The sequence below is a fragment of the Sphingobacterium faecale genome (assembly GCF_016746095.1).
In the GTDB taxonomy this organism is placed as follows: Bacteria; Bacteroidota; Bacteroidia; order Sphingobacteriales; family Sphingobacteriaceae; genus Sphingobacterium; species Sphingobacterium faecale.
Map to the genome: position 1 here is coordinate 16,866 of NZ_JAERTY010000008.1, position 14,801 is coordinate 31,666.

A 14,801-nucleotide genomic window follows, 5' to 3' on the forward strand; every position below is an offset into this window, starting at 1 on the left:
TCTATCGATAAGTCAAGATTTTTGGATTAGATTAGAGCTATGAATTTTTGTTTTACAAGAGATATACAGCAATGCAAATGGGGACTAATAAAATAGAAATACGTGATGTTAATATCACCCGGTATATACAACCCTTTAGGGAAGGGGGATCATTACCTGGGTTGGTTGATGCAGACGATGGATTTAGTTACGTTATTAAGTTTAGAGGAGCCGGACAAGGTAAGAAAGCGCTAGTGGCCGAGTTTATAGGAGGGGAGCTGGCACGTCTATTGGGACTTCGTATGCCCGAGATGGTATTTGCAGAGTTGGACGAATCATTTGCGCGGATGGAACCGGATGAAGAGATTCAGGACTTGTTACGTTTCTCTGTCGGGAAGAATCTAGGTGTACACTTTCTTAACGGTGCCATTACGTTTGATGCTAATGTTGATGTTGTCAATGAAGAGGAGGCTTCTAAAATTGTTTGGTTGGATGCCTTATTGATGAATGTGGATCGCACTGCGCGTAATACAAACATGTTGATCTGGCATAAGGAACTTTGGTTGATTGATCACGGTGCTTCGCTCTATTTTCACCATTCTTGGGACAATTGGGAAGAGCAGATGACCAGGCCCTTTATACAGATCAAAGATCACGTGCTGTTGAATAGAGCGACACAGGTTAGGGAGGTTGATAGCAAGTATAGGGCGAGTTTTGATGTTGATACAATCACTGCTGTCTTGGATGCTATCCCTGACGAATGGTTGGCAGAAGAAGGAAGAATGCTTGGTCCAGATGAAGTACGTGAGGTCTACAGAAAGTTTTTATTGGGAAGACTAGCACAGTCTGATGTATTTCTTAATCAAATAGAAAATGAGCGAAAGAACAGTATATGAGTATGCCGTAGTACGGGTCGTTCCTCGTGTCGAACGGGAGGAGTTTGTGAATGTGGGAGTAGCGCTCTATTGTAGAAAGCAACGCTATGCTGATGTCAAGATATATGTAGATGAAACGAAAATAAAAGCACTATATGCTGATATAGATATCTCGATGATTAAGGAACATTTAAACTCTTTTCGCCGCATTTGTATTGGGGATAGAGATGCTGGAAGTATCGCCCGGCTAGATCAGCCCGAACGGTTTAGATGGCTTACGGCAAATAGGAGTACACTGATACAATGTTCAGTGACACATCCTGGGATGTGCGTTTCTGCCGAACAGACTCATCAAGAGTTGTTTGATAAATTAATTCTATAATGTTGGTAGTATTAATAGTATATTTGAATGATGAAGGGAAATGAGGTTATAGCGTTTTATCAACAATTGTTTTTAAAGCAACTCGAGGTGCAGGATATGCCTTCGAACGGGCGTATTGCCGCTTGGGCAAGGAATCTATTAGATCTATTGTTTCCTGAACGTAACTCTAGGAGTTTCGGAAGTATAGATGAAATGATGTTGGCATTTGATCAGGCTGAATCTGAACTTTTTGAACTTCTATTAAAAACCAAAGCTTGCTCACATTGTGACAATCAAGCTATAGCCAAACGCTTTTTTACGTTGCTCCCTAGCATTTATGAGGTAATGAATACCGACGCACAGGCCATTATGGATGGAGATCCAGCGGCGCAGAGCCTGCGGGAAGTAATTCGTACCTATCCTGGATTTATGGCTATTAGTATCTATCGATTAGCTCATCAGCTACTTCAATTGGGAATACCCTTGATTCCAAGGATATTGACCGAATATGCGCATTCAAAAACAGGGATTGATATTCACCCTGGCGCACAGATAGGTCCCTACTTGTACATAGACCATGGGACAGGCTTAGTCATAGGCGAGACTTCTATCATAGGGAGTCATGTCAAGCTGTATCAAGGGGTCACTTTGGGAGCGCTTAGTGTGGAGAAATCCTTTGCCAACGTACAGCGACATCCCATCATAGGGAATCATGTTATCATTTATGCTGGAGCTACTATTCTTGGAGGAGAAACCAAGATTGGCGATTACTCCATCATTGGTGGGAATGTGTGGTTAACGAACAGTGTAGAACCCTACACGACGGTATACCATCAGCCCAACTCAAAATTTATAGAAACCAAACCGACTGTATAATGGGAAATATTATCGATACAATAGGAAATACCCCTTTGGTAGAAATTACACAATTCCATACCAATCCAAACGTGAAGATTTATGCCAAGTTGGAGGGGAATAACCCTGCAGGTTCTGTTAAAGACCGACCTGCGTTGAACATGATTCGTTCTGCGATGGAGCGTGGCGATATAAAAAAGGGAGATCGGCTGATTGAAGCTACGAGTGGCAATACAGGTATTGCTTTGGCTATGATTGCCAGTATGTATGGCTTAGACCTCGAATTGGTCATGCCTGCTACCTCTACTAGGGAACGTACGCTTACGATGGAAGCTTTCGGGGCTAGAGTCACCCTGTTGGAGTCTATGGAGATATGTCGAGATTACGCGGAGGAAAAAGCGGCCAAAGAGGGCGTGTTTATTTTGAATCAATTTGCTAACCCTGATAATTATCTCGCTCACGTGAAGACTACGGGCCCCGAGATCTGGCAGGATACAAAGGGAGAGATTACCCATTTTGTGAGTGCTATGGGGACTACAGGTACCATTATGGGCTGTTCGATGTTTCTCAAAGACAAAAATCCAGCTATTCAGATTGTAGGCTGTCAACCTACAGAAGAATCCTCCATTCCCGGTATTCGACGATGGCCAAAGGCCTATCTACCTAAGATTTTCGACCCCTCGCGTGTCAATCGTGTCATTGATGTAGACGAAAAAGATGCCGTTAAGCGCTCTAGAGAGCTGGCACGTCTCGAAGGTGTTTTTGCGGGTATGAGTACCGGTGGTGCGATGCAGGCGGCCTTACAGGTGGCGAGTGAATTGGAGCATGGCGTAATCGTATTTATTGCTTGTGACCGTGGAGATCGCTATTTGAGTTCCAATTTATTTGGATAGGGATGATATTATAACTAAAAGAGCCTGTACCAATACAGGCTCTTTTAGTTATAATAGTTTTATTTCTTTCTGAAACGCATTACGACGATATCATCACTGATAAAGGTCAATATGCCTGCCGATACCGAATAGCGGGTTACCTTTTCTAGATTCTTCACAAAAACAGACTCTCCGTTTCCAGGGCAGAACATACGAGTCATACCTAGAGCACCAAATTTAATACGGTTACCTTCACTCGTTTTGTATTCTCCAAAGAAGTTATTACAGCTGCTGTTGCCATTCACTTTGTTCTCTGCTGTGGTGAATGTGATTGTCGGTTTTTGCTCCGGGTATAGGGCCTGAAAGGTTTCACTAGTGTATAGGACATAATCCATCACCCAGGTTCCTTCTAGGGCTGCGCTTGTAGAGGCCACTGTAGAAGCTTTCATTTTTGCTACTGGGGTAGCACCTTGTTTTAGAGTCAATAAACCTCCGGCTAACTCAAAGTTATCGACTTTACCCAACATCTGGTTGATTCCTTGCTCAACACTCATATCTGGACAAGCCATCATAGTTGACATACCTTGCGAAAATTTTATCTTTTTCGTCGATTTTAATTCGAATGTACCACCAATACCATTACACCCTCCACTTGCGGAGTAGCGATTTTCATTTTTTTCAAAAGACATAAAAGGCTGTTTTCCATTTACCTCATTTGGAACAGGCTTACCATTTAGTTCTGTCAATTGCCATTTCGTGTCGAATAGTGCCGCATTCATATTCTTATCTGCTCCTGATTTTTTTATTGCACAGCTACTTATACCTAAACTGATCACTGTAGCGAGAACGATAAAGCTCCTGTTTATTTTAATAAATGATAATTTCATATGTTTTTAATTTGATTTTCAGCAGCCATATGGAATATCCAAACCGCGTGTAACGAGCTCACGAAATAATTACACTCTTTCGTGTTTGTGCGGTAACTGCTACATGGATATTTCATATGTTTTTAATTATTGTATACTCTTTGTTATCACAACGAACAGAATCCTTTATTTGCTACAGCCCGTCATCGATGTTTTAAGAGAAAAACATAATTTTAGCGAAAATGTTTTGTTGGACAGTACTTTAACAAAAAAAACCTGCTAATATTTATTAGCAGGCTTTTCCTTCTATGAGGTTTAGATTCCCAATTTCGACTTGATTTCTTTTTGAATCCCATCTTTATGTAGTAAGATAGAGATGGTTTTGTAGCGTACATATTCCTTTGTTACATAAAGGTATCCTTTATAGTCATTGGATTCCCCCCAAGAGTTTTTAACAATGTAGTACTCTTTTCCATTTTGGTCTTTTACCATACCTACGATATGCATGCCGTGGTCATCTGTTGTAGAATAATCATCGTATGCGGCTTGGCGTTGGTCTTCCGTAATTTTTGCTTCTGCTTTTGGACCATTGAATAGATCGCCAAGTTCTTCTTTGCTCATCATATCCATGTCTTTTTCAGGAACAAATGCGACACCATTTTTCCAGCTGAAGTATTTTTCAGAAACATCACTTGCCCATGCTACGGTATACCCGTTTTGTAATGCGTTATCAATGATGCTTGTTAGATCATTCATTTTCACATTATAGAAGCTCTCGAACGACCAGTTATCTTGGATCAATAGTACGAATGGCTTGTAATAAGTATGCTCTTTGAATGAACTGATGCCAACATAGTCGTCAGGGTTGATACCGACAACTTGATCAGCCCAAGTGCGTGGTGTGTAAGTCTTACCTTTGTACGGGAATGATTGAGGCGGAACACCCAAATAGGAATCCATTACTCCAGTAATTGCTTTTTGCCAAGTAGGAGTCAGTTTCTTGCTCTTAACGATGTTTTCATTCATGCCCTGGATCAGTGTAGACATTTCAGAGAAATTATTGCGTGTCTGTCCTTCACGTAGGCCAGTGTATACCTCGCGAGGTACCGCGCCATATTTACGGAAAATAGTCAATACATCATGTAGCTGACCTCCTTCACCTTGAGCTTGGTCACCATGCAGTCTTACATAGGTTTTTGCTTTTTCCAAATAGGTATAATACGCTGTGTATATCTGGGAAATCTCTACCGGTTGTTTTCCTTGACGAATCATTTCGGACTCTAAGAATGAGTTACCTGAGTAAGACCAGCACGTGCCTGAAGAACCTTGATCTTTGATAGACGTATTTCCTAAGTTGATTAACTGTGTAAAGACAAATCCATCTTTGCTTTTGTCACTTACATTATTTTTAAGGGCATTGATTAAATTATCTTGAGCAAATGTATGCGTTGTAGCAAACATCGCTGCGGCGATAAATAGAGATTTTCTCCAATTCATATTACGAGTATATTAATTTAATGCTAATATAGATGTTTATTATAAGTGTTGAGAACCCTGTTGTGTAAAAATATTATGATGCTATTGCGGGACTTTGTATAATGGAATTTCGATAAAAAAAGAAGTACCGATATTGATTTCAGTTTGGAAAGTTATTTTCCCTCCCATGCCATCGATGGTTTGCTTTACAAATGCAAGACCTAACCCTGTCCCCGAACTTTTAGTTGTAAAGTTAGGGCTGAATATATTAGGGACAACATCTTGAGATATACCGTCGCCATTATCATGTACAATAATCTGAACCCGATCATCGTCCAATAAATAAGCTTGTATGTTTATTTTGTGTTTCCTGCGACGTGAGGTCGCTTCTATTGCATTTTTTAATAGATTATTGAAAGAGCGCAAGAGTTGATCCCTATCGCCAAGTACAATTATCTTTTGTAACTTAGTGTGATTTTCAAAAACAATCGCGGTATTCTGGTTATTATTGTAGACGTTCAGTGATTTGTTGATTTTGGCAATCAAATCTATTGGTACAAGATTTGTGTCTGGTAGTTTTGCGAAAGCAGAGAACTCCGATGCGATATGTGATAATGCATCGATTTGCTGAATAAAAGAGGTAGATATTTTTTGGAACCGTTCGGTGAGGCGCGGGTCATTTTCATAAAACGACCGGCTCAGCTGCTGGATGCCAAGCTTCATTGGTGTCAATGGGTTTTTAATTTCATGTGCAACCTGTTTAGCCATTTCTCGCCAAGCACTTTCCCGTTCGGCATTACGTAACTGCTTCGCATTTTCTTCCAGTTTTACCAACATGAAGTTATATTCTTTGACCAACACGCCGATCTCATCATTTTTTTCCCAATATAGAGGCTCATTCTGCTTACCACCAAGATTTGTCTGCGATAATTTCTTTCGGATAATCTGTAGAGGTTCCGTAATCTTATTGGAGATGTAAACTGACAGAAAGACAAAAACGATGATGATGATAGTATATACGTTCAATATTGTATTTAGCAGAATGCTCCTGCTTTCGGAATCATTAGCACTAGAGTCGAAGTAAGGAATCCCTAGATAAGCGACAGTATGGTAATTGGAATTACGGATAGTTGCATAAGAAGAAACGTAACTAAAGTCACCGATAGATTCGTTGTTTTGCGTCTCTGTCTTTTTCAATACATTGAGTGTGATGAATGCTTCAGGGTTGATGTATTCGGAAACCAATTTTTGATCATATATCTTGGGCTGTGTTGTGAAGAACAGCTTTCCATTTTTGTCGTAAAGATTAAAATCACTGATTACGACATCTGACATAGAAGTCATCAATGCTTTTAAGTCTGCTGTGGCATCACCCACTGTATCTATCAGCGCCTTGGTTTCCAGTTTCGTGACAAGCTCCGAGATATAATTGAGCCGTTGACTTTCTATATTTTTTTGTGATTGGTAACTGATACTGAAAAAAGTAATCAGACCAGAGATAACAATAGCAATCAAAACCGAAGAAATCACTAGCGTCTGAATCCGTGTACTATACCTTATTCTGGAAAAGATAACCCGTAATTGATAGCTGATATTACGTAATTTAAAATCTTGACGGATATATTTAGGGGCAATTACCAGTAGAAACTTAGAAACAGCCAGAGCTAAATACAGTGTTAGAAAAGCTAATGAAGCTACCGCAATATATTGCCAGTACGAGTGATATGGCTTGCTGACCATTATAGTCGTTTCTCTGTTTGGCTTATAGATAATATGGTAATAACCATTATTGTCATCGAGATAGATAAATTCATGAACGGTTTGCGGATAGTTGCTGTCTGAATTTGGATATGTGTATTTTCCGTTTTGTGTGACTAGAGTGCCATTTTTATAGAGAGCAAAGCTGTCTTTAATCACCCGTTGTGGGCTGAAACCTTCTGCTGATTGAGAGTCTGTCAGTACAGGAAATGGAAAATTAGGGTTGAACGCTTTACTTTTGAAATCTAGAATCAATGAAATACTTTGTTCATAGCCGATAGGAAAGCTAATCACACAGAAGTATTCATACGTTCCAATTTCAGTTTTTACCTTGTAAAATAGATCCGTCTCGTTTACTTTGATCGATTTGTTGATAACCTTTTCTCTATACTCTTCTATTTTATTGCTGTTATATATGCCTAGAGGCACCTCGTTATAATAATAATAACCACGGAATTCATATTTGGAAAGGTAACCTCCGAGATATTTTTGCTTGATGTATTCATTGATCATCTTCGTGTTTGGATTAGGAAGAGATATTTCAATAAGGTGTCTTAGCTGTTGATCATTAGAAAGGTTGTATTCCATGTCAGAAAAACGCGATATCGCTTCCACATCATCATCGGATTCGAGTGTTGTCAGTGTGAATTTCATGTGTTCCTGCTGTGTTTCCTTGACGGCTTCGGCATACTTGATTGTAGATATCAAAGCCAAGGAAACCAGAGATACCACATGTGTTGACAGATTATTGCCCTTGAGCATCGAGTAATCGAATGACCGTACCATAATAAGAATCCCGACCAATACATTAAATAGGCTGAAATCTTGATTTATTGCTCCTAGGATTAAAAACTGTACGATCGTGATGAGTTGAATATTGATATTCAATGTTGCTTTGCCACAGACAGATTTACCAAATGAAAGTACTAGATCTGTCAGATAGATAAGTGAAAGGATACTGAGGCAGTAGATTACAACATGGGTAAATGTTTGAGGATCTAGATAGAAAATCTGCACAAAATCCTTATGTGTAATCGGTGAATGTGTTATCAGTGTGGTCACTTGATTGAACCCCCAATGAAAACATAGGTATAAAGCAGATAACAGTAGGTAGTAAACCAATACTCCTATGTTTTTTTCTTTCAGCTTGGAAGGAGTGCGCCAGTGATCTTTAATATTTTTTGCGAAACAGAGTACCCAGAATATAGCGATATTATTGATTAGGAAAGACCAAAGATTGGGCGAAAGATAACTATATGCATAGTACCTCGGATCAAAAATGTCTAAGCTAGAGTATTGCGTGAACCAATTAGTCTCTATATCTACAATGCGGACTAAAAAAAAAGTAAAAACTAAAATAACGATGGATAGAGAAGGGTATCCTTTTCGTGCCATCTGCAGACAAGTGCCATTTACCCAAATCACAAAACATAGGGTGCCTAGAATCCAGCAGATCAATTGTATTTTAAGAAAGATACTATTGTGTTTTCCTTCCTTGAGTTTGACAGAAAACAAAAAAGTATTATCCTGCGCATATATATTCCGGATATTTTCGGAATCACCAAAGTTGGCCAAGCGGAGATTATCTGTCTTAAGGAAGCTGAAAAATTGGGTAGTCTTTAAATAGCCACTAGAAGCATTAAAGCTTCGCTCTATAGGAATTAGTGCTAACACACTAATATCCTCGCTTATTACCTTTTTTTTGACGACAAAAGAAAAATTTTCTGTCTTAATGAAAGTGATGTTGTTTTTCAGACCGGCCTCAGTTTCTGGTACATACATGTTCGATGACCAGAATACTGGTTTTTTATTCTTGTATAGGTACAGGTAAACATTGTCTTCTTCGTACCGCTTTGATATTTCCTTCAACTGTAGCGGATACCGGTCACTGTTGACAAATGTCTTGAGGTATAAAGAGTCTGCGAAAATTCTATCTATTAGCTTCTCTCGTGACCTTAGGTTTTCGGTAAGGTACTTGGTGTCTAGATCTAAAATGTCGGTTTCAGTTATAGACTTCCGGATCGAAAATGCTGTTGCAATAAACAATAGCGTCAATACCAATAAAAGAATGCGAAGGTTATTCTTCATTACAACGGACAATTTGCAGATTAGCACAAAGCGGGTCTGCCTTTAAATTACTGAGGTTAAAAATAATGTATTAAAGGCTAGTATACAAATGTGGATAGAAGATAAAGATATTACAGTTCGTTAGAATAAAAAAAAGGCCCCTTTTGGGGCCTTTTTATAATCTAATGGATTTTATTTCGATTTTTTTTCATCACCTTCCATTTGCTCTTTTAATTGAGCTAATACATCAAGGTCACCTAAAGTAGATTTCTCGACAGAATCTTTTACTTTTTTAACCGCAGTTGACGCTGCTTTAGCATCTTTTTTACGGCTGTTAGACTCTTCTTTACGAACTTCTTCTTTAGCATCTTCCCAGATACGAGAGTGCGAAATAACTAGACGTTTGTTCTCTTTATTGAATTCAATAATTTTAAACTCTGTTGCGTCATCAACTTTCAAAGCGCTACCGTCCTCTTTTATAGAGTGTTTAGATGGACAGAACCCTTCTACACCGTACTGTAAAGCTACGATATCTCCTTTTTCACCTACTTTGATAACAGTTCCTTCGTGAATTGAACCTTCCGTAAAGATTGTTTCAAAAGTATCCCAAGGATTTTCTTCTAATTGTTTGTGACCTAAAGATAACTTACGGTTTTCTTCGTCCAGTTCTAAAACAACTACGTCTAATGTCTCACCAACTTTAGTGAATTCGTTAGGGTGGTTGATCTTTTTAGACCAAGAAAGATCAGAGATGTGGATTAAACCATCGATACCGTCTTCTAGTTCAACAAACACACCGAAGTTGGTCATGTTTTTAACAACAGCTGATTGTTTAGAACCTACAGGGTAACGCTCTGTAATGTTTTGCCATGGATCTGGAGTCAATTGTTTGATACCTAGGCTCATCTTGCGGTCTTCACGATCTAACGTTAAGATTTGAGCTTCGATTTCATCACCTACTTTTAAGAACTCTTGAGGAGAACGTAGGTTTTGAGACCATGACATTTCAGATACGTGGATCAATCCTTCTACTCCTGGGATGATTTCTAAGAAAGCACCATAGTCAGCAACAGTAACGATTTTACCTTTTACTTTAGAACCGATTTCTAAAGCTGTATCTAAAGATTCCCAAGGGTGTTGAGAAAGTTGTTTCAAACCTAATGCGATACGTTTTTTCTCGTCATCAAAGTCTAATACAACCACGTTGATAGTTTGGTCTAAAGCTAATACCTCTTTTGGATGTTCGATACGACCCCAAGAGATATCAGTAATGTGAAGTAAACCGTCTACACCACCTAAGTCGATGAACACACCGAAATCAGTGATATTTTTAACAGTACCTTCTAATACTTGACCTTTTTCTAATTTAGCAACGATTTCTGATTTTTGGTTCTCTAAATCGTCTTCGATTAATACTTTGTGAGAAACTACTACGTTTTTAAATTCGTGGTTGATTTTTACAACTTTGAACTCCATAGTTTTTCCAACGTATACATCGTAGTCACGGATAGGTTTGATATCGATCTGAGATCCAGGTAAGAAAGCTTCTACACCTTTGATGTCTACGATCAAACCACCTTTTGTACGTGATTTTACGAAACCATCGATGATAGCATCATTTTCCAATGCTTCGTTGATAGCTTCCCATGATTTTTGAGTTTTTGCACGCTTACGTGACAATACTAATTGACCATTTGCATCCTCTTGTGATTCAACAAATACATCAACAGTATCCCCGATTTTTAAATCAGGTAGATCACGAAACTCAGTTTTTGCTACAAGACCATCTGACTTGAAACCGACGTTCAAAACAACATCTTTGTTATTGATAGATACCACGATACCTTCAATGATTTCGCCTTGGTTGATTTGATTGAAAGTGCCAGCGTATTGCTCTTCCAATTTAGCACGTTCAGCTTCGCTGTAATTACCGAAAGCTTTATCGTCTGCATCCCAATCAAAATCTCCAGCTGGAGTAATCCAAGTGTTGGATTTGATTTCGTCGATCAAGTTTGAATCTGCTTCAGACTCGATCTTTTCAGTGTCTTTCACTACTTTAGTGTCAGCACCTTGTAGCTCTGCGTTTTTCGCCGCTAACTCTTTTTCTGCTTCTTGTTTTTTTGCCATTAATTAATTATCTCCTTTTCCCTACTTTGTAGGAAGTGCAAAGATACGAAAAACTTTTATTTACAATATTTTATGTGAAAAAAAATGTTTTTGCATCACCAATGAATTACAGGAAGGGATTTAAGCTTGATTGGACGAGGGTTTAAAGGAATTATAAACTTTAGGCTTCACTGTTTTAATGCTTTGTTTGGACAAGGTGATGCTCGCATTGAGCTCAAAGCCTATCAGTAGAATCAGCGAATTAAGGTACATCCATATCATGATCACGATAATAGTACCGATAGAGCCGTACAGTTTGTTGTAGGCATTGAAATTGTTAATGTAGAATACAAAACCAGAGAACGTAAGGATCGCCAGTATCGTTGCCAAGGTCGCCCCAGGGCTGAAAAGCTTCCACCGTCTTGAAGCTGATGGACCGAATTTATATAACATGCTGACCGTGCTAAAGTAGATGGCAAAAAGTATGATCCATCGTGCAGCTTTAATCACGAATGTCCAGAGCCAAGACATGTCATAGTTGATATGGTTTTTCAGGTAACTGATGATCATGCCTGCACCGGTAAATACAGCAATACCAATGGTAAGCGCTGTAATGATGGCAAATGATAGCCCCAATGCAATAAGCCGCCGGTGCCCCCAGCTTCTCTTTTCCCGGGTCAGAGATGATTTATTGAATGCCATCATCAGATTGGTGACGCCATTGGTAGAAAAAAAAGTAGCCAATAAGAAACCGAAAGAGAGTAAACCTCCATTTTGGTTTTTGATAATATCTTCCAGTGTTGACTCTATGGCTGCAAATGCCTCTAGAGGGATCACAATGGCTAAGAACTCCATCAGACCTTCTTGAAAATTATTGATAGGAATATAAGGAATCAATGTAAATAGGAAAATGATCCCCGGAAATATCGCTAACATAAAATTGTAGGCAAGAGAAGACGCTTTGTTAAGGATTGCTTCCCGTTTTATTTCCTGAAAGAAGAAAACAGCTACAGTATACAGCGGCAGATTGCTAAAACCTGGTAGGACAGCTGTTTTGCTCCATTCGACAAATCGGTCATAAGGTTTTATATGCAGTAAGCTGTCATGTAGTTTTTTCATATCTCCCTGTCTAACTAAAGTAGGGCGCCATTTTCTCCATAAATACCTGAGGCGCCCGGCACGGCCTATTTCTTTTCATGTCTACAAATACCAATTGGGTACCACCTGTATGCAGTAGGGTGCCCTGCTGGTTATATATTTCGTATTCAAAATTGATGCGTACGTTGGGTTTTTCACGGATGATGGTCTTTATAGTAATAAGTTCATCGTATTTCGCCGGCTGTAGATACTTGCTGTGCATCTCCAGAACAGGCATCATAACTCCCATGTCCTCTAATTCTTTATAGGAAATTCCGGTCTGGCGTAACATTTCCGTACGTGCCACCTCATAAAAAGCAGCATAGTTGCCATAATAGACATACCCCATCTGGTCAGTTTCGGCGTAGCGTACACGTAATCGATGTTCGTATATAAACATTTTTAATCTTTCTAACTCCTTTAACCCTTTTTAATCTTATTTTTTAATATTTCTATCGTCCAATGCTTTTTGGAATTTACGAGCATTTACTAGATGTTCAGTTACCGTTGTTGCAAAGGCATGGTAACCCGAAAAATCTTCTTTAGCACACATATAGATATAATCATGTTGCGCAGGATTTAAAACAGCATCTATGGCGACAATAGGGGCCATTGTAATAGGGCCTGGAGGTAGACCTTTATACCGATAGGTATTGTACGGATTGTCGATAGTGAGGTGCTTATTTAGTACACGACGTATAGTGAAATCATTATTGGCAAAGATCACAGTCGGATCCGCTTGTAATAACATTCCTTTTTTTAGCCTATTTAAATATAGCTCGGCAATCTGTGGCATTTCGTCATTGTGTAGTGCCTCACCTCGTACAATAGAAGCTAAGATAGATACTTCTACAGGACTGAGGTTTTGTTGTTTCGCCTTTTCCTTCCTTTCTGCCGTCCAGAATTTTTGATACTCTTCGTGTAATCGTTCGATAACTTTATCCGGAGAGGTGTTCCAATAAATGTTGTAGGTGTTAGGAATGAACATGGCAAAGAAATTATCTTTTGTGAATCCATATTGTTCCGCTACAGCTTCATTGTTTAAGATAGCGTTAAATTGTGCTGAGTCTGCCTCAAAACTCCTGCCAAGCAAACCTGCTAGGTTTTCCTTTAATCTTATGTTGGCAAAACGTAATTTTACTGGATCCTGCAAACCTGCCCTTAGGTTACCGATCAATTTGCGATTGCTCATTCCAGGCGTAAGCTTATAACGGCCAGCCTTTACGCTCCCAGGATAGTCCATAGCCTTAGCCGCAAGATGAAAATATTCAGGGTCTTGGACTATGCTTTCTTGCCTGATGCGGCGGAGCACACTCTCGTAGCTGTCATTGGTATGCACATATAAATATTGTTGCGCATCCGATACAGAGGGACCCCAAAAAACTTGATAGGCTTTCCAACCTATGAAAGATCCAACCAGTAGAATGATGATTAAAATTCCCTTTAACCAATTCGGAAAAGATTTCTTTGCTGTCATATTTAATCGTTCGATAGAGTCAGATTGATAGGTGTACCTATACTGATAAATCGGGAGGTCGAATCTGGGGATTGCCCGATGACGCGAGCTGTCGTTGAATCCGTTATCGTTCCAGAAATAGCGCCAAGGTGAAGACCAAGTCCCTGTAGAGCAAATTTGGCTTCTGAAAGTGTAAGGTTTAATAGCATCGGAACCTCGACTTCGTTAGCGCCTTTACCATTTCCGAGTACGACTGTGATCGAAGAACCTTTTGAAATCATTCTTCCAGGTTTTATTTTCTGGCCAGCAAACTGAATGTCCAGTACCACATCGCGGGCGATGTCATTCACGTAGATCGTATCTCCGATTTTCAAGTTGTGGTTTTGTAGTATAGCTTTTGCTTCAATAAGATTTTTTTCGATCACATCCGGTAATGCGATCTCCGGTGCTACCTGTGTGATGATTGTTAAGTATATGGTTCGACCGCCTTTCACTAGAGCTGAAGCCTCAGGGTCCTGCTCGATTACCAAACCCGGTTTGGCATCCATCTGGTAGACCGAGTCAATCTTATATTCCAGTCCCGCTTTATCCAAAATCTTTTTCGCTTCGGATATCGTCAATCCCTTTAAAACTGGTACTTCTTGGGCATCACCATGCTTCGTGTAAACTTTAAGACCGAAGTATACTACGAGGAATAGAACAACAAGTGTGATCAAAGCATAAATTAAATTTTTTCTGAACACATCAGTTCGTAGATAGAGCAATAGTTTGGACATGAAATAAAATTTTTATAAATCTTTTTAATCTACTATAACGTAGAATCTTTTTTAACATTGTAGTTTTAACTAAGCAAAAATATTCGTTTTTCCCCGTATCACAAATTATTATTTCTGCTAATCGGTTAACTCTACAAGCGAGTGGGCTATGATCATTATATACAAGAGCGAATTCAGACGTCTTCTTACAAGAATCATTCCGATGTTTTAATTCAAA

At 39.2% G+C, this 14,801-nt stretch carries 12 protein-coding genes; 4 read left to right on the forward strand and 8 right to left on the reverse strand.

The window, feature by feature from the left end:
* Nucleotides 1-77 precede the first annotated feature (77 nt).
* Genes JKG61_RS13820 through cysM form a run of 4 tightly spaced genes read left to right on the forward strand, consistent with a single transcriptional unit; the run spans nucleotide 78 to nucleotide 2,963 of the window.
* A complete protein-coding gene (locus tag JKG61_RS13820) occupies nucleotides 78-875 on the forward strand; it encodes a HipA family kinase (protein ID WP_202103552.1) in 798 nt (265 codons plus the stop codon).
* Nucleotides 853-1,236 carry a DUF3037 domain-containing protein gene (locus JKG61_RS13825; RefSeq protein WP_202103553.1) on the forward strand — a complete coding sequence of 128 codons (384 nt, stop codon included), beginning with the start codon at nucleotides 853-855 and terminating at the stop codon, nucleotides 1,234-1,236. Before JKG61_RS13820 ends, JKG61_RS13825 begins: the two co-directional genes overlap by 23 nt.
* A gap of 27 nt (nucleotides 1,237-1,263) precedes the next feature.
* Nucleotides 1,264-2,091: a serine O-acetyltransferase gene (locus JKG61_RS13830; RefSeq protein WP_202103554.1), complete on the forward strand. Its 828-nt coding sequence runs from the start codon at nucleotides 1,264-1,266 to the stop codon at nucleotides 2,089-2,091.
* Nucleotides 2,091-2,963 carry a cysteine synthase CysM gene (gene cysM / locus JKG61_RS13835; RefSeq protein WP_202103555.1) on the forward strand — a complete coding sequence of 291 codons (873 nt, stop codon included), beginning with the start codon at nucleotides 2,091-2,093 and terminating at the stop codon, nucleotides 2,961-2,963. Before JKG61_RS13830 ends, cysM begins: the two co-directional genes overlap by 1 nt.
* A gap of 59 nt (nucleotides 2,964-3,022) precedes the next feature.
* Here the strand turns inward: cysM and JKG61_RS13840 are convergent, their stop codons facing one another.
* The 8 genes from JKG61_RS13840 to JKG61_RS13875 form a co-directional block, all read right to left on the reverse strand.
* Nucleotides 3,023-3,829: an META domain-containing protein gene (locus tag JKG61_RS13840; RefSeq protein ID WP_202103556.1), complete on the reverse strand. Its 807-nt coding sequence runs from the start codon at nucleotides 3,827-3,829 to the stop codon at nucleotides 3,023-3,025.
* 294 nt (nucleotides 3,830-4,123) lie between these two features.
* Nucleotides 4,124-5,305, reverse strand: a complete 1,182-nt coding sequence (locus JKG61_RS13845; protein WP_202103557.1) for a C1 family peptidase — start codon at nucleotides 5,303-5,305, stop codon at nucleotides 4,124-4,126.
* 81 nt (nucleotides 5,306-5,386) lie between these two features.
* Nucleotides 5,387-9,130, reverse strand: a complete 3,744-nt coding sequence (locus JKG61_RS13850; protein WP_202103558.1) for an ATP-binding protein — start codon at nucleotides 9,128-9,130, stop codon at nucleotides 5,387-5,389.
* 171 nt (nucleotides 9,131-9,301) lie between these two features.
* Nucleotides 9,302-11,236: a 30S ribosomal protein S1 gene (gene rpsA / locus JKG61_RS13855; protein ID WP_202103559.1), complete on the reverse strand. Its 1,935-nt coding sequence runs from the start codon at nucleotides 11,234-11,236 to the stop codon at nucleotides 9,302-9,304.
* Nucleotides 11,237-11,356: 120 nt separating this feature from the next.
* Nucleotides 11,357-12,334, reverse strand: coding sequence for a YihY/virulence factor BrkB family protein (locus JKG61_RS13860; protein WP_202103560.1), 978 nt, complete (start codon nucleotides 12,332-12,334; stop codon nucleotides 11,357-11,359).
* Between the two features lie 10 nt (nucleotides 12,335-12,344).
* On the reverse strand, nucleotides 12,345-12,752 hold the full coding sequence (locus JKG61_RS13865; protein WP_202103561.1) for an acyl-CoA thioesterase: 408 nt from the start codon (nucleotides 12,750-12,752) through the stop codon (nucleotides 12,345-12,347).
* 36 nt (nucleotides 12,753-12,788) lie between these two features.
* Nucleotides 12,789-13,829 carry an endolytic transglycosylase MltG gene (gene mltG, locus JKG61_RS13870; protein ID WP_202103562.1) on the reverse strand — a complete coding sequence of 347 codons (1,041 nt, stop codon included), beginning with the start codon at nucleotides 13,827-13,829 and terminating at the stop codon, nucleotides 12,789-12,791.
* Between the two features lie 2 nt (nucleotides 13,830-13,831).
* The gene (locus JKG61_RS13875; RefSeq protein ID WP_202103563.1) at nucleotides 13,832-14,584 is read right to left on the reverse strand and encodes a PASTA domain-containing protein; all 753 of its coding nucleotides are present in this window, start codon (nucleotides 14,582-14,584) and stop codon (nucleotides 13,832-13,834) included.
* Nucleotides 14,585-14,801: the final 217 nt, after the last annotated feature.

Excerpts from the sequence above, each read along its gene's own strand:
- JKG61_RS13865 (WP_202103561.1), bottom strand. The coding sequence starts at position 12,752 with ATGTTTATATACGAACATCGATTACGTGTACGCTACGCCGAAACTGAC.
- JKG61_RS13840 (WP_202103556.1), bottom strand. The coding sequence starts at position 3,829 with ATGAAATTATCATTTATTAAAATAAACAGGAGCTTTATCGTTCTCGCT.
- mltG (WP_202103562.1), bottom strand. The coding sequence starts at position 13,829 with ATGACAGCAAAGAAATCTTTTCCGAATTGGTTAAAGGGAATTTTAATC.
- JKG61_RS13860 (WP_202103560.1), bottom strand. The coding sequence starts at position 12,334 with ATGAAAAAACTACATGACAGCTTACTGCATATAAAACCTTATGACCGA.
- rpsA (WP_202103559.1), bottom strand. The coding sequence starts at position 11,236 with ATGGCAAAAAAACAAGAAGCAGAAAAAGAGTTAGCGGCGAAAAACGCA.
- JKG61_RS13845 (WP_202103557.1), bottom strand. The coding sequence starts at position 5,305 with ATGAATTGGAGAAAATCTCTATTTATCGCCGCAGCGATGTTTGCTACA.
- JKG61_RS13830 (WP_202103554.1), top strand. The coding sequence starts at position 1,264 with ATGATGAAGGGAAATGAGGTTATAGCGTTTTATCAACAATTGTTTTTA.
- JKG61_RS13875 (WP_202103563.1), bottom strand. The coding sequence starts at position 14,584 with ATGTCCAAACTATTGCTCTATCTACGAACTGATGTGTTCAGAAAAAAT.
- cysM (WP_202103555.1), top strand. The coding sequence starts at position 2,091 with ATGGGAAATATTATCGATACAATAGGAAATACCCCTTTGGTAGAAATT.
- JKG61_RS13820 (WP_202103552.1), top strand. The coding sequence starts at position 78 with ATGGGGACTAATAAAATAGAAATACGTGATGTTAATATCACCCGGTAT.
- JKG61_RS13825 (WP_202103553.1), top strand. The coding sequence starts at position 853 with ATGAGCGAAAGAACAGTATATGAGTATGCCGTAGTACGGGTCGTTCCT.
- JKG61_RS13850 (WP_202103558.1), bottom strand. The coding sequence starts at position 9,130 with ATGAAGAATAACCTTCGCATTCTTTTATTGGTATTGACGCTATTGTTT.